This window comes from Curtobacterium sp. MCBA15_009 (assembly GCF_001864895.1).
In the GTDB taxonomy this organism is placed as follows: Bacteria; Actinomycetota; Actinomycetes; order Actinomycetales; family Microbacteriaceae; genus Curtobacterium.
Genome location: NZ_MJGO01000012.1, coordinates 266619 through 288279, shown reverse-complemented (window position 1 = coordinate 288279; position 21661 = coordinate 266619). Strand labels below are relative to the sequence as shown.

Genomic DNA, 21661 nt, shown 5'->3' with positions numbered 1-21661 from the left:
CACATGAGCACCGTCGCCGTACCCGAGCTCGCCGTCGTCTCCTCACCGTGGAGCCTCGGCCCCCTGCACCTGTCGAACCGGGTGGTGATGGGGTCGATGCACACCGGACTCGAGGTGCAGGACGACGGCGGGGCGGGCATGGCAGCCTTCTACCGCGAGCGCGCGGCGGGCGGGGCGGCCTGCATCATCACCGGCGGCATCGCCGTGAGCGACGAGGCCCGCGGCGGTCCGGACTTCGCCGTCTTCGGCGTCGGGGGAGCGGACGAGCGGTTCCGCGCCGCGGTCGACGCCGTGCACGACGAGGGCTCCACGATCCTCGCGCAGCTGTTCCACGCCGGTCGGTACGCACTCGCCGCGGGCATGGTGGACCGGCACGGGGCGCCCCAGCGGGTCGTGGCGCCCTCGGCACTGCCCTGGGCTGCGGCGCGCGGCGTGGTGCCGACCGAGCTGACGGCCGCCGAGGTCGAACGGACCATCGAGGACTTCGCCGCCGCGGCCCGCTCCGCACGCGACACCGGGTTCGACGGCGTCGAGATCATGGCGTCCGAGGGCTACCTCATCAACCAGTTCCAGTCGCCGCTGACGAACCTGCGCGACGACGAGTGGGGCGGTTCGCCGGAACGGCGACGGCGCTTCACGGTGGCGGTCGTCGAGGCCGTCCGCGCGGCGGTGCCCGACCTGGCCGTGACGATCCGGCTCTCCGGTGCCGACCTCATGCCCGGGTCGTCGACGGACGACGAGGTCGACGCCCTCGTGCACGACCTGCTGCCCCTCGGGCTCGACGGGATCTCGGTCGGCATCGGCTGGCACGAGTCGCGCACGCCCACCGTGCAGGCCGCCGTGCCGCACGGGGCGTGGCTCGCCTACGCGTCGCGGATCGCCCGGGTCGTGCGCGCCTCGGACCACCCCGAGGTCCGCGTCATCGCCTCGAACCGGATGACCGACCTGCGCGACGGCGAGGCGGTGCTGGCCGACGGGCTGCTCGACGCCGTCGCCCTCGCGCGCCCGTTCCTCGCCGACCCCGCGATCGTGGACCGGTCGCTCGCGGGGTCGTTCGACCTCGTGAACACCTGCATCGGCTGCAACCAGGCCTGCCTCGACCGGTCGATCATCGGCGCACCGGTGTCCTGCCTGGTCAACCCGCGGGCGGCGCGCGAGGTCGCGTTCCCGGCCCGACCGACCACCGACCCGAAGCGGGTCGACGTCGTCGGCGGGGGACCGGCGGGGCTCGCGGCAGCGGTGGACGCCGCGCGACGCGGTCACCACGTCACGCTGTGGGAGGCCTCCGACCGGCTCGGCGGACAGTTCGACCTCGCCGCGCTCGTGCCCGGCAAGGAGGACTACGCCGCCACCGTCCGGGCCGCCCGCGCCGAGCTCGCCGACCGCGGCGCCACCGTGCACCTCGGGCACCCGGCCACCGTGGCGGACCTGGCCGGCAGCGACGCCGTGGTCGTCGCCACGGGCGTCGTGCCGCGCGCCGTCGACGTGCCCGGTGCCGACCTGCCGCACGTGCTGTCCTACGAGCAGGCCCTGCGCGACGGGGTCCCCGCCGGCACGGTCGCGATCATCGGCGGCGGCGGCATCGGCGTCGACACCGCAGCCTTCCTGACCGAGTCACCGGACGAAGCACGCCGCGCCACCGAGTTCGGCGCGCGCTGGGACGTCGACGTCGCCGAGACCGTCGTGGGCGACGTGCCGCAGCGGCTCCCCGCCGCGCACCGCACGCTCCGGCCCGGTCCGGACGTCACCGTGCTCCGCCGGTCGGGCAAGTTCGGCCAGGGCGTCGGCATCACCTCGCGCTGGGTGGCGCTCGGCCGGCTGCGTGACGCCGGGGTGCGGATGGTCGGCGGCGTGCAGGAGTACCTGCGCATCGAACCCGGCGTGCTCTGGATCCGCGACGAGCACGGGGACGAGGTCGGCGTGCCCGCGGACAGCGTCGTGGTCTGCGCCGGGCAGGAGCCCGCGCTCCCGACCGGCGACGAGGCGGACGGACGGCCGACCGACGGACTCGTCACGGGCCTCCAGGCCGCAGGCGTACCGGTCGCCGTCGTCGGCGGCGCCCGCGACGCGCGGAGCGTCGACGCGGTCCGCGCGACGTCCGAGGCGCTCGAAGCCGTTCGCCGACTCGCGCCGTAGCGAGTCGGCTCGCATCACGGCCGGGAATCTGCAAGAATGAACGGTCGAATCGCCGCAGCTCGACCCTCTATCCAGCTGTGAGCGATCTCTCTCGAGCTTTCGCCGTGTGTGCCCCCACGCCCGCGGTTCCAGTTCAACCACAACGAAAGCAAACAGGAGCAATTGTGGCTGTCAAGATCCGTCTGAAGCGTCTCGGTAAGATCCGTGCGCCCTACTACCGCATCGTCGTCGCCGACTCGCGCACCAAGCGCGACGGTCGCGTCCTCGAGGAGATCGGTCAGTACCACCCGACCGAGGAGCCCTCGGTCATCAAGATCGAGTCCGAGCGTGCGCTCTACTGGCTCGGCGTCGGCGCGCAGCCGACCGAGCAGGTCGCGGCCCTCCTCAAGCTGACCGGCGACTGGGCCAAGTTCAAGGGCGAGAAGGACACCGAGTCCAAGGTCAAGGTCGCCGAGCCGAAGCAGGCCTTCGTGGCCGACTCGTCGAAGAAGGCCGTCCTCAAGCCCAAGTCGGAGAAGACCGCTCCGGCCGCCCCGGCTGCCGACGAGGCCGCCGCCGACGCCGAGACGACCGAGGCGTAATTCCTTGCTCGAATCCGCGCTGACGCACCTCGTCAAGGGGATCGTCGATCACCCTGACGACGTGCGCGTCGCCAGCTCCACCTCTGCGCGGGGCGAGGTCCTCGAGGTGCGTGTGCACCCCGAGGACCTCGGCCGCGTGATCGGTCGCGCTGGGCGCACTGCCAAGGCGCTCCGCACCCTCGTCTCGGCCCTGGCCGACGGCAAGCGCGTGCGGGTCGACGTGGTGGACACCGATTCCTAGGGAGACGACCCAGCTCCGGGTGGGTCGGATCACCAAGGCGCACGGGCTCAAGGGCGGCATCAAGCTCGAGCTCTACACCGACGACCCGGATCGTCGGTTCACCCCGGGCGCCACGTTCACGCTCCAGGTCCCCGACGACTCACCGTGGTCGGGCAAGACCCTCGAGCTCGACGAGCTCCGCTGGTACAACGGTCACCCCGTCGCGTTCTTCGCCGGGATCGACGACCGCACCGGCGCCGAGTCGCTCGCCCGCGCGATCCTCTGGGTCGAGCAGGACGCCGACGCCGAGACCGGTGAGGACGACGCCTGGTACGACCACCAGCTGGTCGGACTGAAGGTCCTCCGCGACGGCGTCGAGGTCGGCACCGTCGCCCGCGTCGACCACCTGCCCGCGCAGGACCTGCTCGCGGTCGACACCCCGTCCCGCGGCGAGGTCCTGGTGCCGTTCGTCTCGGCCATCGTGCCCGCCGTCGACATCGCGGCCGGCACCGTCACCGTGACGCCCCCGCAGGGCCTGTTCGAGGACCCCGAGGACACGTCCCGCCCCGAGACGGTGACGGACTAGCCGGTGCGGATCGACATCGTCACGATCTTCCCGGAGTTCTTCTCCGTGCTCGACGTGTCCCTGCTCGGCAAGGCCCGCTCCGGCGGCCTGCTCGACCTGCACGTGCACGACCTGCGCTCCTGGACGACCGACCGGCACCGCACCGTCGACGACACCCCGTACGGCGGTGGCGCCGGCATGGTGATGAAGCCCGAGCCGTGGGCCCAGGCACTCGAGGCCCTGCTCCGACCGGACGGGTCCTCGACCCTGGTCGTCCCGACACCGGCCGGCACCCCGTTCACGCAGTCGATCGCGCGTTCGCTTGCGTCCAACTCGGACCACCTCGTGTTCGCCTGCGGGCGGTACGAGGGCATCGACGCCCGCGTCTTCGAGTGGGCGGCGTCCCGCTGCTCCGTCGTCGAGCTGTCGCTGGGCGACTACGTCCTGAACGGCGGCGAGGTCGCCGCGATGGCGATGATCGAGGCCGTCGGACGCCTGGTGCCCGGAGTCGTCGGCAACCCGGAGTCCCTGGTCGAGGAGTCCCACGAGGACGGCCTGCTCGAGTACCCCTCGTACACGAAGCCGGCGTCCTGGCGCGACCTCGACGTCCCGGACGTCCTGCTGAGCGGCCACCACGGCCGCGTCGCCGCGTGGCGGCACGAGCAGCAGCTCGAGCGCACCCGTCGCGTCCGCCCGGACCTGCTCCCCGACGCGTAGCGCTGCGCTGCCGCGCGGCCGCCGCCGTGCCCTGGTGCTGTTCCGCGCGTGGTGAGCGCTTTCGCGCGTGGTGAGTCGTTCCGCGCGTAGGAGGCAGGTTCTTCCTGTCTCCTACGCGCGATTCCGCTTTCCATGTCATGCGCGATGGGACGGAACGCGCGCCGGACGGGAGGCGCGGGGCGGGGCTGCACCGGGCCTCCCGTCCGTCAGGCGGTCGCGTCGGCGCGCTGGGCGCGGCGCAGGGTCAGGACCTCGGGACCCTGCTCGGTCACCGCGACCGTGTGCTCGACGTGCGCGGCACGCGAGCCGTCGACGCTCCGCAGGGTCCAGCCGTCCTCGTCCTGGTAGAGCTCGTCGGTGCCCCGCATGAGCCACGGCTCGATCGCGACGACGAGCCCCGGGCGGAGCTTCAGGCCGCGGCCCGGGCGGCCGTCGTTCGGGACGTGGGGGTCGCCGTGCATCGTGTGGCCGACACCGTGGCCGCCGAACTGCAGGTTGACGTCGTAGCCGGCGTCCTTCGCGACGCGTCCGATGGCGTACGAGACGTCGCCGAGCTTGTTGCCGGGTGCGAACTGGGCGATGCCGGCCGCGAGGGCACGCTCGACCGTGTCGACCAGGGCCTGGTCCTCGTCACGGGGCGTGCCGACCTGCACGGTCACCGCGGAGTCCGCGACCCAGCCGTCGACGCTCGCGGCGAAGTCGAGGCTCACCAGGTCACCGTCCTGCAGCACCCGGTCGTGGGGCAGGCCGTGCAGCGCGGCGTCGTTGACCGAGGTGCAGAGGTTCTTCCCGAACGGCGACATGCCGAACGAGGGGTGGTAGTCGACGTAGCAGCTCACCGCGCCGCGGTCCGCGATCATCCGGGCCGCCACGCGGTCGAGGTCGAGCAGGTTGACGCCGACGTCGACCGTCACGAGCAGCTCGTCGAGGACGTCGGCCACGAACCGGCCGGCGGTGCGCAGGCCGTCCAGCTCGGCGGGGGTGCGGAGTTCGATCATGGCTCCATCCTCGTCGTTTTGTCCCGGGCGCTCTCTGTGGCAGTATTGATCGCTGTGCCCTGGCTGGACTCTGCCACGGGGGAGTCGCCGACACCGGGCACGAACCACTACTTTCCGAACATCGATCCGCGGCGACCCGTGCGCGTCCGCAGAGAGTGAAACCCACCATGAGCCAGCTCCTCGACAACGTCGACGCAGCGTCGCTGCGTACCGACGTCCCGGACTTCCGCCCCGGCGACACCGTGAAGGTGCACGTCAACATCGTCGAAGGCACGCGCTCGCGTATCCAGGTCTTCCAGGGTGTCGTCATCGGCCGTCAGGGCCACGGCATCGGCGAGACCTTCAAGGTCCGCAAGGTGAGCTTCCAGGTCGGCGTCGAGCGCTGGTTCCCGGTGCACTCGCCGATCATCGACCACATCGAGATCGTCACCAAGGGTGACGTCCGTCGTGCGAAGCTCTACTACCTGCGCGAGCTCCGCGGCAAGGCGGCCCGCCGCAAGATCAAGGAGAAGCGCGACGCCTGATCGCCTTCACAGTGACGTCCGCGAGCCGGACGGTGCTGACGGCCCCTCGTCCATGTACGGTTGTGCACCGACGGGGGGCTTTCCCTTTGCGTCCGTCCTCTCCGACGGCGCTGCGTGAACGAGAGCGGAAATGACGGACACCACTGACGAGACCGGGCGTCGCCCTCGCACCGAGAAGAAGCGGAACGGCGCACTCACATTCCTCCGGGACCTCGTCATCATCTTCATCGCGGCATTGCTCGTGTCGTTCCTCGTCAAGACGTTCCTGATCCGGTCGTTCTACATCCCGTCGGGTTCGATGGAGAACACCCTGCAGATCAACGACCGGGTGATCGTGAACGAACTCGTGCCAGGAGCCGTGGCGCTCAAGCACGGTGACGTCGTCGTGTTCAAGGACCCGGGTGGATGGCTGACCGGCGCCGACGTCCCGAGTGTCCGCCCCGACACGCAGCCCGCCAAGGCCATCGACTGGGCCCTGACCCAGGTCGGGCTCGGCACCGGTGACAGCGACGACCACCTCATCAAGCGGGTCATCGGCCTGCCGGGGGACACGGTCTCCTGCTGCAACGACCTCGGACAGATGTCGGTGAACGGCGTTCCCATCAAGGAGCCGTACCTGAAGCTGCCGGCAGGGGCGCCGGCGTCGGCGAAGGACTTCTCCGTCACCGTGCCGAAGGGCACCATCTGGGTGATGGGCGACAACCGCAACAACTCGCGGGACTCCCGGTACAACGGCGACACACCGTCGAAGGGCTTCGTGCCCCTCTCCGACGTCACCGGTCGCGCGTTCGTCATCTCGTGGCCGACCAGCCGCTGGACCTGGCTCGACGACCACCCGGAGGTCTTCGCCGGGGTGGAGGAGCGGAAGCGGTGACCGCCGTCCGCCCCTCGCTCCGCGTCGAGAAGCGCTTGCTCGGTGAGGGGCGCGTCACGGTGATCGGCATGGACGAGGTGGGGCGCGGCGCGATCGCCGGCCCTGTCGGCGTGGGGGTGGCTGCGGTGACGATCGACGTCGGCCGGGTGCCGCAGGGCCTCGCCGACTCCAAGCTGTTGTCCGCGAGCCGCCGCACCGAACTCGTGCCCGTCGTCACGCGCTGGGCCCGGACCGCGGTGGGGATGGCCTCGGCCGAGTACGTGGACCGGCAGGGGATCGTGCCGGCGCTCGGGGCCGCGGGCGCGCAGGCGCTCGAGTCGCTCGTCGCCGACGGCCTGTCGCTGGACGGCGCCGTGGTCGTGCTCGACGGGTCGTTCGATTGGCTGAGCCGTGCCGTCCCGCCCGCGCTGCGACCGTCCACGGGCCCGCTCGAGGTCGTGGTGCGGGTCAAGGCCGACCGCGACTGCGCGTCCGTCGCTGCCGCCTCCGTCGTGGCGAAGGTCGCCCGTGACGCCGTGATGATCGCCGCCCACGACGACGCCCCGCACTACGCGTGGTCGTCGAACAAGGGGTACGGGTCGACAGCGCACTACGAGGCGATCCGCACGGTCGGCGCGCACGCCCTGCACCGGAAGACCTGGCTGCACCAGGCGTCGAGCGTCGCGCTCGACGGGTTCGACGCCCTGGTCGGCTGACGCGGTCGCCGGCTCGACGGGAGGCGCGGGTCGGCTTGACGGGGACCGGTCGGTCTGCGCGGTCGCCGGCTCGACGGGAGGCGCGGGTCGGCTCGACGGGGACCGGTCGGTCTGCGCGGTCCTCCCGTTGGTCCGCAGTCGCCGTAGACTGTGCAGGCGATGGATGAGGAAGAATTCGACGACTACGACCGCGAGGTCGAGCTTGCCCTGTACCGCGAGTACCGCGACGTCGTGTCGCAGTTCCGCTACGTGGTCGAGACCGAGCGCCGCTTCTACCTGGCGAACGAGGTCGAACTCGTGCGCCGGGACACCGAACACGACTTCTACTTCGAACTCACGATGAACGACGTGTGGGTGTGGGACGTCTACCGTTCCGACCGGTTCGTCAAGGGCGTTCGTGTGCTCACGTTCAAGGACGTGAATGTCGAGGAACTCACCTCTCGTGAACTCGAACTGCCGAAGGAACTCGCACTCGACGAGTGATCGTCAATTCCGGCGCATTCGATGAATCGCCGCCGGCACAGAACGAATGTGCATTCCGCGCGCTATTGTTGAGGGGATTTCCCTCCCCACGAACAGGAGCCGCGCATGGCACAGAAGGTCACCGTCCAGCTCGTCGACGACCTCGACGATTCCCCCATCACCTCTGGTGAGGGTCGCACCGTCGAATTCGCATTCGACGGATCGTCCTACGAGATCGACCTGTCGAACGACAACGTCGACAAGTTCCGTGAGGCGATCTCCGACTACATCGCGGCTGCCCGCAAGGTCTCCGGCCGCCGCACCGGCGGTACTGCTCCGAAGGCTGCGCCGAAGCGCGGGAACTCCGAGGAACTCGGCAAGATCCGTGACTGGGCGAAGGAGAACGGCTACGAGGTCTCGAGCCGCGGCCGCATCTCGACGCAGGTGCAGGAAGCGTACGCAGCCGCACACTGACCGTCGTGTGTTCGAAGGACCCGGGTGATCACGATCGCCCGGGTCCTTCGTCATTCCTCCACAACCCGGGTTCGACGCTGCGCTGTCCACAGACATTCATCCGTCGTGACCGTCCGAGCGGTGTTCCCGCGATCGTTGCCGCGGAGGCAACGACATGGAACAGAGAACCCACCCACACTCGACGGGCGTGCTGCGGAATGCACCACTCGGTCGGTTCGGTGAAGACCGCGCGACGTCGTGGTTGCAGGAGCACGGATTCCGGGTCGTCGATCGGAACTGGCGGTGCGCACGCGGTGAGATCGACATCGTCGCGTGGGATTCCTGCACGCTCGCGTTCATCGAGGTGAAGACCCGCTCGGGGACCGCGACAGGGCATCCGTTCGAGTCCATCACCGCGTCGAAGATGCGCCGGATGCGCGGCCTCGTGCCGGCCTGGTTCGACGCGCACCCCGAGGTGTCGGCACGGTCGGTGCGCATCGACGCCGTCGCCGTGCACGTCGACGGCCCGCGCACCGTCGTCGAGCACCTGGCCGGTGTGCTGTGACCGGCATCGGCCGTGCCGCCGCCGTCGCGCTCCTCGGGGTCACCGGACGACGCATCGAGGTCGAGGCGCACCTGACGAGCCAACTGCCGGCGTTCAGCATCATCGGGTTGCCGGACACCTCGCTCGGCGAGGCACGCGAGCGTGTCCGTGCGGCCGCTGCCAACGCGGGGTGCCCGCTGCCGGCGCGCCGCATCACGGTCAACCTCACGCCGGCGGCCATCCCGAAGCGCGGGTCCGGCTTCGACCTGGCCATCGCGATGGCGGTGCTCGCCGGGGCCGGGGTGGCTCCGGCGGTGTCGGAACGCATCGTCTACATCGGCGAGCTCGGACTCGACGGACGGGTCCGTCCCATCGCCGGGGTGATCCCGATGCTCGTCGCCGCCCGCGACGCCGGTGCCGAGCGCGTGGTGGTCCCGGTCGGCAACCTGGCCGAGGCCCGCGTGGTCGCCGGGGTCCGCACCGACGGCGTCGACTCGCTCCGAGCCGCCGCCATCGACGCCGGCGCGCTCCTGCCGCCGGTCGAAGTCGAGGCCGTGCTGCCCGTGCCGGTCCCCGCGACGCAGCGTCCGACGGCCGAACTCGCCGACGTCATCGGCAACCCCGTCGGCGTGCGCGCCGTCATCGCAGCGGCGGCAGGCGGTCACCACGCGCTGCTGCTCGGTCCACCCGGTGCGGGCAAGACGATGCTCGCCGAGCGGCTCCCCGGTCTGCTGCCCGACCTGGACGACGAGACCGCCCTCGAGGTCGCCGCCGTGCGGTCGGTCGCCGGCCTCGGCGCCGCCTCGTGGAGCACCGAGCCGCCGTGGGAGGCACCGCACCACTCCGCGTCGACGGCATCGTTGATCGGCGGCGGCTCCGGCGTGCTGCGCCCGGGCGCGGTCTCGCGGGCCACCGGGGGCGTCCTGTTCCTCGACGAAGCGGAGGACACCTAAAGGCGACAGAATCGAAGCATGAAGGTCAAGAGGTCCGTTCTCTACACACGAGTATCACGCTCGACCGAGGAGTCCGTCTCGGTTGATCGACAGGAGCGCGAGCTGAGGCAAGTGGCCGAGCGCGAGGGTTGGCCCGTGGTCGCGGTCTTCCAGGACGACGGGCTGTCGGGTCGGACTGAGCGGGCGAAGGCTGATGCTGCTTTGGCGATGTTGGCCGAGGGTCGAGCCGAGGTCTTGATGGTGTGGGAAATGTCGCGGTGGTCCCGCATGGGGCTGGGGGCCGTCGCCAAGTTGGTTGAAGTGCTGGATGCCAAGCCCGATGCCCTCTTCCTCGCTCAGAAGGAGTCTCTTCGCTCTGACCAGCCGGCGTTCCGGCTCATGGCCAGCGTCATCTCCGAGGTGGCGCGGATGGAAGCCGAGAGCACCAGAGACCGGATCAAGGCCATGCGGTCATACGTGCTCAGCGAGACAGACCCCAGCCAGACTCGGTGGCTTGGAGGCCCGGTGCCGTTTGGGTACCAGGCGGTCGCGAGGCCCGGGGGAGGCAAGGCACTCCAGCTCGACCCGGAAGAGGCCCCGGTGGCTCGTGAGGCTGCCGAGAAGTTCGTCGCGGGCATGAGCTTGACGGACGTGACCCGGCTGCTCCAGGAGCGACACGTGGCCACCCCACAGTCACCGGCAAGGCGAGCGAGACAGGCGGGGAAGCCGGTTGATGGGCTCGACGCGGGGACCTGGCGGATCACGACCGTGCGGAAGCTCCTGCTCTCTCCCACGCTGATCGGTCGGACGACTCAGGGCGACGGGGTCGTCACGGACGCCACCGGGCTTCCGATCACGCGGTGGGAGCCGGTGATCGACGTAGGGACCTGGAACGCGATCCAGACCAAGGCCAAGGCGCGAGCCCCGTACCAGGATCGGAAGGCGTCGAGCTGGCTGTCGGGCTTCCTGTTCTGCGGGCTCTGCGGGAGCGTGCTTTACGTCAACTCTCGGAAGGACCGGGTCAACGGGTCGTTCCGATGCGCCAACAAGGCCATACCCGGGCAGGCATGCAAGGGCGTCTCGATCAGCCGTGAGGGCGTCGAGGCGTACATGGAGGGCACGATCCTGCGGATGATCGGCGGGCTTGACGAGTACCGAGTGAGCGAGCGGGTGGAGGGCACCGACGCTGGGGAACTCGATGCCGTGGCGCAGGCGATCGCGGACGTGCAGTCGGCCCTCGCTGGGGACGAGGCCGACTACGGGGTGCTCCTGCCGAGACTGGACAAGCTCAAGGCGCGGAGGCGAGCACTTCAGGAGGCTCCTGGCCGAGTGGTGAAGACGCAAGTGCCGACCGGGAGAACGCTGGCTGACGCTTGGGCCGAGGGTGATGTGCGGGAACGGCAGTGGATCATCAGCGACATGATTCGCGGGATTGAGGTTCAGCCGGCGGCGAGGCCGAGACAGCCTGTCGAGGAACGGTTGGTGATCGTGTGGGATGAACCGGAGGCGGAGCCGGACGACTAAAGCTATGAGTTTGCTGGATGTAAGGCGTGAGCATGCCGTGAGGTTGTAGCGTGTCTCCTGCACGTCGGCACAGGGTCGGCGGCAGACAAGGAGACACTATGGCCCGCACCAAGGCACAGAAGCGCCAGCTCGACCTCGTTCGAGACTCGATCTTCCGCAATCAGCGTCGAATCGAGGCGGAGATTGAACGGCTGACACGCGAACTTGACGAGCTCGCGGAGGCTGACCAGGCTCTGCTGGGTGTGATGTGACCCCGCAGGAACGGAACGCCTACCGCAAGCGCAACTGGAGTGCGGAACGCTGGGCCAAGTACCAGGAGCGCGAGAAGGAGCGAGACGCAGAGTATCGAGCACGAGCCGACGCGGCTTGGAAGCGGCAGGTAGAGGCGGGAGAGGTCGGGCCAAGTTCGACCACTGTCCGGGAGGCAATCAAGACCTGGCGGGGCTACTAAGACCCGTGGCCGTCCCGCCTGGGCGCGACAGATTGAGGCATCCAACTCAACACAGAGAGGTTGTCTCATGTCAGACCAACAACTCGTCCAGGAAGCTCCCGTCGAAGAGAGCCCCAAGAAGCGCTGGAGCGGCAAGAAGAAGCTCCTGGTGCTCGGCGGGGTTCCCTTCGCTGGGCTGGGAACCATCGCGGCTGCGGCTGCGGTGTACTTCGCTCTCGCGGGAGTGACCGGGACAGGGACCAACGGAGACTTCAGCGCGAAGTTCCAGAACATGTACCCGCCGACACTCGACACTTCGGGCCTCACGGTTCAGCCGAGTGGGTCCGCGAGCGTCGACGGGAGCGGGAAGCTCGCTCTGCCGGCGCTCACCGTCTACCCAGGAGAGTCCTACACGATCCAGGGTGACGTCGTCAGCTCCGGCTCGACCGGGTACATCTCCGGGGTGCAGCTCCCCGGGCTCCCCAAGAACACAACCGTCACGGTGGTCAGCGGGTGCGGAGCCACTGTGTCGCCGACGTCGGCGGCTCAAGTCAAGCTCCAGATCACAGCGCCCACGACCCAGACCGCAGGAGCCTCGTGGACGCTCGCGTCCGACGCAGGCGTGAAGGCGTCGCCGGGTACCAAGCCCGCGGGGCTCACCTGCACCCCCTGGGTCGCTCCGTAACAAGTACGACAGAAGGCCCCGCAGCCAGATGGTTGCCGGGCCTTCGTCGTGTTAGGAGTCAGGAGCGACGACGTGCAAGACGAGCCTGCGCGTCGGCGAGCTTGACGCGGGTGTCCTCCAGGGCCTGAGCCGCATTGGCGACCGCGATGGGGTTCGTCAGGCGTTGGAGGGCGTTCCGGTGGTACGTCACCGCCAGCTCGTATTCCTTGACTTCGAGCTCAAGAAGCTCGATGACTGACCGATTACCGATTTCCAGCTCGTGCCAGTACGCGTCTCGGGAAGTTACACAGTCGGAGCAACCGCCGTCGAAGTGGCGGGAGACGACATCTTCGAAGTCGTCGGCGGAGTCAGTGTTGGGGTTTCCGTTTGCGTTCATAATCCTATTGTGCGCTCTGAACGCCGGAAAGGCATTGGGTTCTGCATTCCCGGGTCCGTCTGGCTATTGAGCGCCAGAATAGAGTCAACAAACCAACCCAGCAAGAAAGGCAAGGCCATGAGCACTCTGGACAAAGTAGCGGAAATGCTCCGGAAGGAACAGGAAAGCGCCGATATCGATGACATTGAGGCTTACCTGGCCAAGGTCGCGGAAGTCGCGGAGCTCTGCCGGGCAATTCGAAATGACCACAAGAAAGAGGTTGCTGTGCTTGCGTCAAAGCGCTCACGGGCAAAGCGACAAGAGCGTGTCAAGCGCGCGCTGGAGCTGCTGGAGGCGCAGGAAGCGCAGGAGTTGGAGGAGGCGCAGGAGTCATGATGTTCAAGAAGAACGCCGGCGTTGCTCCGGTGCACATCGACGTGCTCCTGCCTGATGTGGTCGATGCCGAGCAGCTGAGCGCGCTCGAGGATCGCCTCGAGCTGTCCGGGGAGCTGCTGATGCGCTTCTACAGCGTGAAGTACTGACCCCACACGAAGAAGTCCCGGCCAGAGCCGCATCTGGCCGGGATTTCTTGCGTTCAGACTGTCCGGATTTGGCACCACCGGGTCAGTTTCATTCGGCCCGAGGCGCATTGCCTAGGGGGCTGAATCCTGGGGCTCCAGATGGCCTCGTGTGGCTTGGCTGTCCGGGAGCCCGGTCAGAACTTCTCGCTCAGATTGCCGAGACCTGGCGTGTAGTGCTCGCTGTCGCTCTTCTGCCAGTTGCAGCGGAGATGACTTGACACCACGTTGCCGGGATCGTACCTGAGCTCTGGGTGGCGGGCCCATGGCTTCAGATGGTCCGCGCTGAACGAGCCTGGGTCGGGCCATTTGAGGCTGTAGTCGATTGGCTGGCCGCAGTGAAAGCAGGGTAAGCCTTTGGAGCGCTGACGCTTTGCGATTTCGCGCCAGAGGCGACTATTCTCGCCAGCCCTACCCATTTGCTTGAAGCGCGCGCTCTAGATGATTGGCGGCGGCATCCATGACGCGGAGCAGATTGTGCTGAGCCGCTTCTGTTTCAAGCACTGATGCGCGCAGCTTCTTGCGGCGAGTGTCGTCTACAATCGCGGGCACGGGATCGGAAACCGTGCCCTTGCTCCGTTCCGTCGTGTCCTCCGGGAGTGCCGGCGTTTGGCCCTTGTCCCACTGCGCCTCTTTCGCGAAGATCAATTCGCGCTGAGCTCGGAGGAACGACGCGGATGCGGCTTCGAGGATGTCAGTCACTTGGACCTCCGGTTGTCCAGCAACCAGGCCTTCAGGCCGGCGGGGCTCAGCGGGTGAGGGGACTTCTGGTAGAGCCCGGTCTCGTTCTCGTAGTCGTCGAGGATGACGGGCTCGTTGTCTTTGGTCATGAGAGGGCTCCTGCCTGGTCGAGGGAGTCGGTGAGCTTGGCCGCGAGGACCGTGACCAGGTGCTCGACGGGGATACCGGCCTTGTGCGCGTCCGAGATTGCCGAGCGGAGAGCCGAGGTGTTCTGGTCGCGGTACGAGGCGAGGATGCGCTCGATGAAGGGCGTGGGATCAGGGGTCATGGGGTGTCCAAGATGTGCGGGTACAGGATCGAGACGCGCTCGACCCGGTCGGGGTGCGTGGCCTGGAGCCAGGTCAACGGGTGGGCGCCATGCTTGCCTCCAGGACCGCGGTTACACCGGGCGCAGGACGGGGCCAGGTTGGCGAAGTCGTCGGAGCCGCCGAGCGCCTTGGGCATGACGTGCTCCAGGTCTTCAGCGGGGGCGTCGCAGTAGAGGCAGGCGGCCGGGTCGATGCCGAGGGCGAGCCAGTGAGCGTGAAGCTTGCGATCGCGCTTGAGCCTGGTATAGCGATACTGGCAGCCGTTCTGGTTGCAATAGTCCTGGCGCCCGTCTGCTGAAGAGCTGTTGCGCGCGAAGGCTTTGGCGGGCTGGAACCCTCCGCAGCCTCGACACGGCTTGCCGTTGGGGCGCAGGCGGGCAAAGTCCGCGTCTGCCTGCTTGGGGGTTCGTGCGCGAAGGCGCGCGAGCACAGCAGGGCGACTGGCCCGGGCGCTGGCCCGGCTGGCTTCGCGGCCTTCTGGAGTTGAACGATGTTTGCGGGTACTGGCTCTGGTGCCGGCCAGGTGGGCTTCGCGGCCTTTCGGCGTGGACCGGCGGGCGCGGGTGTAGGCGTTCTTTGCGGCCTTGCAGGGGGCGCACGCGGACTCGCCCCGGCGGAGGTGGGCTTGGTAACCGGCGTCCGTTCCGCAGCGAGAGTCAGGGGTGGGCGGGAGCTTCGCGGGCCTAGTCACGGGCATCGGCGTAATCCTCGCGAGTCTTGTAGCCGTGGCGACGACGCCAGTTGTCGCGGGATCGGCGGTTCTTTGCCCGGACAGTGTCGATGCGGGCCTGGATGATGGCCTGGCGGTTGTGATCGCCCATCTCGTCCACGAGCATCGTTTCGAGAGTCGAGAGGTTGTTGATGTACGAGACGCGCTGAGTAAAGCTCTGGCTCATGATGTGTCCTCCTGGACATACGAAAGAAAGCCCCCGCAGGCACCTCGCGCCTGCCAGAGACGAGGTGCCCACGGGGGCTGGTTCAGATACCTCGTCGCGGAGCTGGCAGGCTTGGGACGAGGGTCAAGATGTTGACGACATGATCTAATATGTCGTGAAATGGGGTGATTCAAGCCGCTCCGGTGGAACTCCGGGCAGCGAGGTTGCGGGCCTTGTTGGCCTCACGCCACTTCCGCATGGAGTCGGCGCGGGCCCGCCGGCCCTCGGGGGTCTGTCGGTACTCGCGGTTGAGGCGGTTGTGACACGGCTTGCATCGGTGGCCGTGGCCATCGAGAGCGCCAGCGTCAAACGGGAACTGGTCGATGCTCTTGACCTCGTGGCATGTTGAGCACGACTTTGAGGATGGGTAGTACATCAGCCCTCCAGAGGGTCAGCGCTAAATAAGGCTCACGCGCGGGCGTGCGCGCACACACGTGATGGGGTGGTGGGCTCGCACACACACAGTTCATAGCCGGGAGTTCGTCCTGGTGGCGTCGGTCCACAGGATTCAGGGCCCCCTACCCCGGGTCTGTCTCCGACGCAGAGCTCGACGCCAGCGACACCGAGAAAACCAGCGGAGCAACACCACGCCGGAGACAGGGGGGAGAACCCGACTGCAACCGGCCTTCCAAGACGTTGCAGTCGGGCTTGTGTGGTGGTCAGGACCAGAAGGAGAATCCCGACCACCGGGGCTCGGCGGACCAAGACCGAGCGAGTGCCCGGTCAGGCTTCGACACCTGACCAGGCTGGTCAGCTGATGAGCTCAGCTGCCTAAGCTGTGAGGCGGTCAGGCCGCGGTCGAGACCTTCACGACTGCCTCGGGCAAGACCACATCGGTGGCGAAGCGGGCCTCGACACGAGCCGTCACCTGGTTGCGCGTGAACCCGGTGTACGGGTCCCACGCCACCTCCATACCCTGCTTGTCCGTGGACAGGTTGACAGCACCCTGGCCGAGGACCAGAGCGGTACCGGCCGGAACGTCCGGGGACTTGAGCGTCGGAACACCCCAGAGCCCGAAGTCGTCGCCGTAGAAGGCGGAGTCTCCGAGGATGTACCGACCATCGGCATCCTTCAGCAGGCGGATGCTGTCGTAGGTTGCCGTGGGCAGGACGATGACGGATGCGGTGTAGCCGAAGTCTGCCAGGGTGCTCTTCGCGAGGTACAGCGAGTCAGCAGCCGAACCCGAGAAGGACTGGGTGCGGATGCCGGAGGTGCCGAGGATGTCAGCGACCGCCTTCGCGGTCACCTTCCGGATGATGCCGTTCCTCATCTCGTTCTCGAGGAACGCCTGCAGGTCGAAGTTATCCAGGAGGACATACTTATCCAGCGCCTCGGAGACGTGGGCGATGACCTCGAGGGTGTTCTGGACCTCGGCGACCGTGTACACGGACACGGGCTTCTCGGCGCCCGGCTCGACCACGTCAGCGTTCGACTGGCGCACGGTCTGGGTCAGGTGCGAGTACGACCGGGTGTCGCGGACGCGGGTCTCGATGAAGGACAGGAGGCCGAAACCGCTCTGACCCTTCGGGACGGGCTTGGTGTCCAGTGCGACCGGGGTTGCGGTCGAGCCTTCCGCCACGAGAGCCTTGATGCCTCGCGAGGAAGCGGCCGCAGCCGTGGCCTTGAGGGACGCGGGGGTCAGGAAGCCCTTGCGCTCCTCGTGGACGGTGTAGGAACCGCCGTCCAGGCCCTTCGGGAGCTCGGTCGACGTTGCGCCGCCGAGGTCGCCGAGTCGGGCGAGGACGTCAGCGTTCTTCTGTCCGCGCTCGACCGCAGCCTTGAGCAGGATGAGGCGGGAGTTGCCCTCTTCGAGCGTGGTGAGCTCGGCGGGGGTGAGGTCACGGTTCTCGGCCTTGACCGAGGTGACGATGGTGGAGAGACGAGCCTTCAGCTCGCGGAGTTCCTTGATGGGATCCATCAGTGGGTGTCCTTTGCAGGTAGCACTTGAGTGCGATCGTCCGATCGCGTGAAGTGCCTGCCGCTGTCTACGAAGTACGGGAGTTGCCTGGCCAACCCAGGTCTCTGGCCTTCGCTTGACGCCGGTGTCCGGATCGACAACCCCTCGCCCTCCAAAGGGCCCTCAGAGTGCCGGGACGCGGCCGGGTGCTCGCGGACGCTGGGGCGGATCGGGCTCCAGGTCGGCGCGCAGGATGATTATGGCGCGGGTTCTGCGCCCGGGGACGTGTCCCCGTGGAGGTCTGGGCGTTGAGCCCGTTTCCCTCGTCCGATTTCATATAGCGTCTGGCGGGTGCGACCGAGGCGCCCGAAGTGACCGAAACCGCCATGATGTTGCGCGGTTGTTGCGTGGGAGCCGGGGAGCAGCCGGGAAAGGCCCAAGCGCCGACTCGTTTCGCTCGTAGCCTCTCGGGTGACTCGGGTCAGACGCTTGACGCGGAGGTCAGCGGGGCGGGCCGGGGGAGTCGGCTTGATCGGGCGCTTGCGCCGAGAGGGCCGAGAGGATCGGCTGAGCGAGAGGGTCGTGTGAACGCTGGGGCTCAGCGCATGCGCTGGAGGTCGGCGTAGAGGTCACTGATGCGGTCGCGGGTCTCACGGAGCTTGCGAGCGTCTCGGTCGAGCGGGGGAGCCTCGGTCCCGCCGTAGAGCGTGGAGACGATGCGTTCGAGGTCTCGGGCTTCACGCTTCAGCCGGGCAATCTCGGATCGGATGGGCGCCTCGGCTCGCTCGCGGAGGTACTCGGCCTTTGCCTCGACAGCGAACCGGTCGGGGGCGTCGCGGAGCTCGGCGGACCACTTCTTGTCGAGGGCCTGGGTCTGGCGGGCGCGTTTGGCCTCGGGGGAGCGATCCCCTCGGCGGTACGAGGATGCGGAGTGCTCGGGGACCAGAGCCGGCAGGGTCGCGACGGACTCGGGGACCCGGATGCCCACGAAGCCGTTGACGCCCTTGCGCTTCGCCTCGCGGAAGCCTCGAGCACGGAGGATCGCGAAGAGCTCACGTGACGTGATCGAGCCGACTTGCTCGTATGCCACGCGGAACACGGCTGACCGAGGGGACCAGGCGGCTGGGTCCAGGTCGAAGATGCGGTCCAGGCCGTTGAGGTCTGGGGCTGGGGATGCCGAGGGCATGGCGGTACCTCCTGAACGAGGGCGAACGGGGGAGAGTTGGTTCGAGTGGGTTCGCTTGGTTCAGGAGTGTCTGATGTGCCCGGGTGCTGAGCGGGCGCGCTGGTGTCATCATAGCGCGCCCAGGGAGCGTGGGGGAACTTTGGACAAGACTCCCAGAAACCTCATAGGCTTGCGGTTGCTGGCATCCAGGCCCGAGGACTCCGGGGCGGGGGAAGTTTGGACAAGGTGCCTCGGCTGGCGGTTTCCTTGCGGTGACTGTCATCCGGGCCCGAGGGGGAACTTTGGACGTTGTATTACAAACAATAGGAAACTGCTTGCCCTACTTGCCCTAACTGCCCCGAACTTGCCCTGCCGGAGTGGATCGGGGCTAGATGGTTCCGCTTTGGTGTCACTTTTGGTGTTCCTCGACGAGGCGCCGGAGTTCCCACGTGCCGTCCTCGACGCGTTGCGGCAGCCGCTCGAGTCGGGTCGGATCACGATCCACCGGGCCGCCGGCGCAGCCGAGTTCCCCGCGCGGTGCCAGGTGGTGCTCGCGGCGAACCCGTGCCCGTGCGGCAACGCCGGCGGGGCGCACGGGCAGCCGTGCGAGTGCGCCCCGGCGACCGTCCGCCGCTACCTCGGCCGCATGTCCGGGCCGTTGCTCGACCGGATGGACATCCGCGTGCTCGTCCCGCGCGTGACGACGAGCCGGATCCGCGGCGCTGAACCGACGCCCACGACCGCGGCCGCCCGGGCGGTCGTCGCGGCGGCGCGCGACCGGATGGCGCACCGGTTGCGGGGGACCGGGTGGACCCGCAACGCGCAGGTCACCGGAGCGTGGCTGCGGGCACCGGGTCGGATCGAACCGGGGTCGACGAAGGAGCTGGACCGGGCGCTCGAGCTCGGCACCCTGACGATGCGCGGCTGGGACCGCGTGGTCCGGTTGGCGTGGACGCTGGCCGACATCGACGAAGCGGACCGCCCCACCGCCGACCACGTCAAGGGCGCACTCGCACTGCGGAGTGCGCTGTGATCGCCGCCGTCGGTCACGGCGACGCACTGCTCGAGCGCATCGGGCGGCTGCTCGGCCCGGCGGTGTCGGACGTGGACACCGTCGCCACCGCGGCGCGCCTGGTGTGGTCGGTCGTCGTCGAACCCGGGGACGCGATCGCCGGGGAACTGCTGGCCGCGCTCGGGCCGGAGCAGGCGCTCGGAGCGGTGCTGCTCGCTGCCGAGGGGGCTCCCTCCGAGCTGGTGGACGCCTGCGTCGGTGCCGGTGTTCCCGGTGCCGAGGATCCCGTCGCGTTCGCCGACGTCCTCGGGGCTGCCGTCGAGCGCTGGCGACCACGACTCGGCACCGTGGACCCGGGCAGCGTGCTGTCGGCGGCCGAGGCGGTCGGGGCGCGGCTCCTCGTGCCGGACGGTGTCGGGTGGCCGACGGCGCTCGACGACCTCGGACCGCACGCGCCCGTCGTGCTCTGGACCCGGAGCGCCGTCGAAGCCCTCGACGCGCAGCCGTCCGTCGCGGTGGTCGGGTCGCGGGCGAACACGGTCTCGGGGGCAGAAGCGGCAGCCGAGATCACCTCGGCGGCAGCCGACGACGGGTGCACGATCGTGAGTGGCGGTGCCTACGGCATCGATGCGGTGGCGCACCGTGTGGCGATCGCCGCCGGGGCCCCGACCGTCGCGGTGCTCGCCGGGGGCATCGACCAGCTCTACCCGGCAGGCAACGTCCAGCTCCTGCAGGAGGTCGTGCGGCACGGCGCGCTGCTCGCCGAGTCGGCACCGGGGACCCGGCCGACGCGGTGGCGGTTCCTGGCACGGAACCGGCTCATCGCCGCACTGGCCGACGCGACGGTGGTGGTCGAAGCGGGCGCACGATCGGGCGCGTTGAACACCGCCAACCACGCGGGGCAGCTCGGCCGGCCGGTGTTCGCGGTGCCCGGGGCCTTCGCGTCCTCGGCGTCGGTCGGTTGCCACCGGCTCGTGGCCCAGGGGCGGGCGCAGTTGGTCGTGCACCCCGGCGACCCGACGAGCGCGCTCCGCGGCGGCGCGGAGCACGTGTCGAGTGCGGTGCCCGACGAGCCGCTCGTGTCGGTGCACCGCGACCCCGAGGTGGTCCGGGTGCTCGACGCCCTCGGACGCCGAGCACTGTCCGAGGCCGAGCTCGCGCGTCGGTCGGGGTTGTCGATGGGCGAGACCGCCGACGCCCTCGCGCTCGCGCAGCTGCAGGGCCTGGTGGTGCAGCGCAGCGGCGGGTGGTGTCGGGCGTGACGGCCGGTGGTCGTACCCTGGCGACGTGGCAGAGCAGTCGGGATCGCGCGGCACAGGACGTCCGGAGCGGGCCGACCATGCAGGGCGTCGGCTCGTCGACGCGGTCGACGCGTTCCTCGCACACGCGCGGCACGCCCGCGGGCTCAGCGAGCAGACGCTGCGTGCCTACGCGAACGACCTGGAGCAGCTCACGACGTTCGCCGAGCGCAGGGGTGTCGACGGGGTCGACGGCCTGGGCCTCGAACTGCTCCGCGACTGGCTGTGGGAGGCGGACCAACGCGGGCTCGCCCGGTCCACCATCGCCAGGCGATCGTCCTCGGTCCGGGCCTTCACCCGGTGGTCGAGCGAGACCGGGGTGACCGCGGCGGACGCCGGCGTCCGACTCCGTGCGCCGAAGGGTGGTGCGCACCTGCCGCGGGTGGTGTCGGCCGACCAGGTGCGGAGCCTGCTCGACGGCCTCGGTGCCCGGGCGTCGACGGACGACCCCGGCGCGCTGCGCGACCTGGCGCTCGTCGAACTGCTCTACGCGGCGGCGATCCGCGTCAGCGAACTCGTCGGCATCGACCTGCCGGACGTCGATCGTGGTCGGCTCACCGTCCGGGTGCTCGGCAAGGGCGGCAAGGATCGCGTCGTCCCGTTCGGCACGCCGGCTCGGGACGCCCTCGAGGCGTGGACGACCCGTGGCCGCCCGGAGCTGGCGTCGCGGGCGGAGCAGCCGAGCACGGCGCTGTTCCTCGGTGACCGCGGCGGACGACTCGGGGTGCGGAGCGCCTACCGGGTCGTGGCGCGGCTGCTCGGGGACCTGCCCGGCGAGGGGCCGAGCGGCCCGCACACCTTCCGGCACACCGCCGCCACGCACCTGCTCGACGGGGGAGCGGACCTGCGGGCGGTGCAGGAGCTCCTCGGCCACGCGAGCCTCGGCACGACGCAGATCTACACGCATGTGTCGTCGGCGCGGTTGCGCGAGGTCTACCGGACGGCGCATCCCCGGGCGTGAGCGCGCAGGCGGGCATCCGCGGGGCCTCTCGTCTCCTCGTCTCCTCGTCTCCTCGTCTCCTCGGCTTCGAG

General features: G+C 69.1%; 30 protein-coding genes. 20 read left to right on the top strand and 10 right to left on the bottom strand.

The window, feature by feature from the left end:
* The first annotated feature begins 3 nt into the window (after window positions 1-3).
* The 5 genes from BIU97_RS05250 to trmD all read left to right on the top strand — a co-directional run bounded on the left by BIU97_RS05250 (window position 4) and on the right by trmD (window position 4219).
* Complete coding sequence (locus tag BIU97_RS05250) at window positions 4-2136, top strand: oxidoreductase (RefSeq protein ID WP_071297191.1); 2133 nt, start codon at window positions 4-6, stop codon at window positions 2134-2136.
* 164 nt (window positions 2137-2300) lie between these two features.
* Window positions 2301-2717 carry a 30S ribosomal protein S16 gene (gene rpsP / locus BIU97_RS05245; RefSeq protein WP_071297190.1) on the top strand — a complete coding sequence of 139 codons (417 nt, stop codon included), beginning with the start codon at window positions 2301-2303 and terminating at the stop codon, window positions 2715-2717.
* A 4-nt stretch (window positions 2718-2721) separates the two neighbouring features.
* Window positions 2722-2958, top strand: a complete 237-nt coding sequence (locus BIU97_RS05240) for an RNA-binding protein (protein ID WP_022902329.1) — start codon at window positions 2722-2724, stop codon at window positions 2956-2958.
* 19 nt (window positions 2959-2977) lie between these two features.
* Window positions 2978-3523, top strand: coding sequence for a ribosome maturation factor RimM (rimM, locus tag BIU97_RS05235; protein WP_175472413.1), 546 nt, complete (start codon window positions 2978-2980; stop codon window positions 3521-3523).
* Window positions 3524-3526: 3 nt separating this feature from the next.
* On the top strand, window positions 3527-4219 hold the full coding sequence (gene trmD / locus BIU97_RS05230) for a tRNA (guanosine(37)-N1)-methyltransferase TrmD (RefSeq protein WP_071297188.1): 693 nt from the start codon (window positions 3527-3529) through the stop codon (window positions 4217-4219).
* A gap of 206 nt (window positions 4220-4425) precedes the next feature.
* Here the strand turns inward: trmD and map are convergent, their stop codons facing one another.
* Complete coding sequence (map, locus tag BIU97_RS05225; RefSeq protein ID WP_071253801.1) at window positions 4426-5217, bottom strand: type I methionyl aminopeptidase; 792 nt, start codon at window positions 5215-5217, stop codon at window positions 4426-4428.
* 167 nt (window positions 5218-5384) lie between these two features.
* On the opposite strand from map, the gene rplS reads away from it, so the two are divergent.
* The 10 genes from rplS to BIU97_RS05180 all read left to right on the top strand — a co-directional run bounded on the left by rplS (window position 5385) and on the right by BIU97_RS05180 (window position 12340).
* The gene (rplS, locus tag BIU97_RS05220) at window positions 5385-5741 is read left to right on the top strand and encodes a 50S ribosomal protein L19 (RefSeq protein ID WP_071253799.1); all 357 of its coding nucleotides are present in this window, start codon (window positions 5385-5387) and stop codon (window positions 5739-5741) included.
* A 130-nt stretch (window positions 5742-5871) separates the two neighbouring features.
* On the top strand, window positions 5872-6615 hold the full coding sequence (lepB, locus tag BIU97_RS05215) for a signal peptidase I (RefSeq protein WP_071253797.1): 744 nt from the start codon (window positions 5872-5874) through the stop codon (window positions 6613-6615).
* A complete protein-coding gene (locus BIU97_RS05210) occupies window positions 6612-7310 on the top strand; it encodes a ribonuclease HII (protein WP_071253795.1) in 699 nt (232 codons plus the stop codon). The genes lepB and BIU97_RS05210 overlap by 4 nt, the downstream gene beginning before the upstream one ends.
* A 159-nt stretch (window positions 7311-7469) precedes the next feature.
* Window positions 7470-7793: a DUF2469 family protein gene (locus BIU97_RS05205; protein ID WP_071253792.1), complete on the top strand. Its 324-nt coding sequence runs from the start codon at window positions 7470-7472 to the stop codon at window positions 7791-7793.
* A gap of 105 nt (window positions 7794-7898) precedes the next feature.
* A complete protein-coding gene (locus BIU97_RS05200) occupies window positions 7899-8246 on the top strand; it encodes a histone-like nucleoid-structuring protein Lsr2 (protein WP_071253791.1) in 348 nt (115 codons plus the stop codon).
* A gap of 154 nt (window positions 8247-8400) precedes the next feature.
* Window positions 8401-8790, top strand: a complete 390-nt coding sequence (locus BIU97_RS05195; RefSeq protein WP_071253789.1) for a YraN family protein — start codon at window positions 8401-8403, stop codon at window positions 8788-8790.
* Entirely contained in the window at window positions 8787-9722 is a 936-nt protein-coding gene (locus tag BIU97_RS05190; protein WP_254782911.1) for an ATP-binding protein, read from the top strand. The genes BIU97_RS05195 and BIU97_RS05190 overlap by 4 nt, the downstream gene beginning before the upstream one ends.
* 18 nt (window positions 9723-9740) lie before the next feature.
* On the top strand, window positions 9741-11225 hold the full coding sequence (locus BIU97_RS05185) for a recombinase family protein (RefSeq protein WP_071297187.1): 1485 nt from the start codon (window positions 9741-9743) through the stop codon (window positions 11223-11225).
* Between the two features lie 98 nt (window positions 11226-11323).
* A complete protein-coding gene (locus BIU97_RS17975) occupies window positions 11324-11476 on the top strand; it encodes a hypothetical protein (protein ID WP_175472412.1) in 153 nt (50 codons plus the stop codon).
* A gap of 267 nt (window positions 11477-11743) precedes the next feature.
* Window positions 11744-12340, top strand: coding sequence for a hypothetical protein (locus BIU97_RS05180; RefSeq protein WP_071297186.1), 597 nt, complete (start codon window positions 11744-11746; stop codon window positions 12338-12340).
* 58 nt (window positions 12341-12398) lie between these two features.
* Here BIU97_RS05180 and BIU97_RS05175 read toward each other — a convergent pair whose 3' ends face one another.
* Window positions 12399-12716: a hypothetical protein gene (locus BIU97_RS05175; RefSeq protein WP_071297185.1), complete on the bottom strand. Its 318-nt coding sequence runs from the start codon at window positions 12714-12716 to the stop codon at window positions 12399-12401.
* 117 nt (window positions 12717-12833) lie between these two features.
* Here BIU97_RS05175 and BIU97_RS05170 point away from each other — a divergent pair, with 117 nt between their 5' ends.
* Together BIU97_RS05170 and BIU97_RS17970 are read left to right on the top strand one after the other, a co-directional pair.
* Entirely contained in the window at window positions 12834-13091 is a 258-nt protein-coding gene (locus BIU97_RS05170) for a hypothetical protein (RefSeq protein ID WP_139195907.1), read from the top strand.
* Window positions 13088-13237, top strand: a complete 150-nt coding sequence (locus BIU97_RS17970; protein ID WP_175472411.1) for a hypothetical protein — start codon at window positions 13088-13090, stop codon at window positions 13235-13237. Before BIU97_RS05170 ends, BIU97_RS17970 begins: the two co-directional genes overlap by 4 nt.
* Before the next feature lie 173 nt (window positions 13238-13410).
* Here BIU97_RS17970 and BIU97_RS18505 read toward each other — a convergent pair whose 3' ends face one another.
* The 8 genes from BIU97_RS18505 to BIU97_RS05145 form a co-directional block, all read right to left on the bottom strand.
* Complete coding sequence (locus tag BIU97_RS18505) at window positions 13411-13692, bottom strand: HNH endonuclease (protein ID WP_083420823.1); 282 nt, start codon at window positions 13690-13692, stop codon at window positions 13411-13413.
* On the bottom strand, window positions 13685-13975 hold the full coding sequence (locus tag BIU97_RS17520) for a DUF7169 domain-containing protein (RefSeq protein WP_139195906.1): 291 nt from the start codon (window positions 13973-13975) through the stop codon (window positions 13685-13687). Before BIU97_RS17520 ends, BIU97_RS18505 begins: the two co-directional genes overlap by 8 nt.
* Entirely contained in the window at window positions 13972-14103 is a 132-nt protein-coding gene (locus BIU97_RS18435; RefSeq protein WP_302846692.1) for a hypothetical protein, read from the bottom strand. Before BIU97_RS18435 ends, BIU97_RS17520 begins: the two co-directional genes overlap by 4 nt.
* The gene (locus BIU97_RS05165) at window positions 14100-14282 is read right to left on the bottom strand and encodes a hypothetical protein (RefSeq protein WP_071297183.1); all 183 of its coding nucleotides are present in this window, start codon (window positions 14280-14282) and stop codon (window positions 14100-14102) included. Before BIU97_RS05165 ends, BIU97_RS18435 begins: the two co-directional genes overlap by 4 nt.
* The gene (locus BIU97_RS17965) at window positions 14279-14752 is read right to left on the bottom strand and encodes an HNH endonuclease (protein ID WP_175472410.1); all 474 of its coding nucleotides are present in this window, start codon (window positions 14750-14752) and stop codon (window positions 14279-14281) included. Before BIU97_RS17965 ends, BIU97_RS05165 begins: the two co-directional genes overlap by 4 nt.
* 253 nt (window positions 14753-15005) lie before the next feature.
* Window positions 15006-15218, bottom strand: a complete 213-nt coding sequence (locus tag BIU97_RS17515; RefSeq protein WP_071297181.1) for a hypothetical protein — start codon at window positions 15216-15218, stop codon at window positions 15006-15008.
* Window positions 15219-16044: 826 nt separating this feature from the next.
* Window positions 16045-17175: a phage major capsid protein gene (locus tag BIU97_RS05150; protein ID WP_071297180.1), complete on the bottom strand. Its 1131-nt coding sequence runs from the start codon at window positions 17173-17175 to the stop codon at window positions 16045-16047.
* 577 nt (window positions 17176-17752) lie between these two features.
* The gene (locus BIU97_RS05145; protein ID WP_139195905.1) at window positions 17753-18244 is read right to left on the bottom strand and encodes a hypothetical protein; all 492 of its coding nucleotides are present in this window, start codon (window positions 18242-18244) and stop codon (window positions 17753-17755) included.
* A gap of 481 nt (window positions 18245-18725) precedes the next feature.
* On the opposite strand from BIU97_RS05145, the gene BIU97_RS05140 reads away from it, so the two are divergent.
* The 3 genes from BIU97_RS05140 to BIU97_RS05130 are packed head-to-tail and all read left to right on the top strand — an operon-like array spanning window position 18726 to window position 21590.
* Complete coding sequence (locus BIU97_RS05140; RefSeq protein WP_254782909.1) at window positions 18726-19352, top strand: ATP-binding protein; 627 nt, start codon at window positions 18726-18728, stop codon at window positions 19350-19352.
* The gene (gene dprA / locus BIU97_RS05135) at window positions 19349-20593 is read left to right on the top strand and encodes a DNA-processing protein DprA (RefSeq protein ID WP_175472139.1); all 1245 of its coding nucleotides are present in this window, start codon (window positions 19349-19351) and stop codon (window positions 20591-20593) included. The genes BIU97_RS05140 and dprA overlap by 4 nt, the downstream gene beginning before the upstream one ends.
* Window positions 20594-20618: 25 nt before the next feature.
* Complete coding sequence (locus BIU97_RS05130) at window positions 20619-21590, top strand: tyrosine recombinase XerC (protein WP_071253787.1); 972 nt, start codon at window positions 20619-20621, stop codon at window positions 21588-21590.
* Window positions 21591-21661 lie beyond the last annotated feature (71 nt).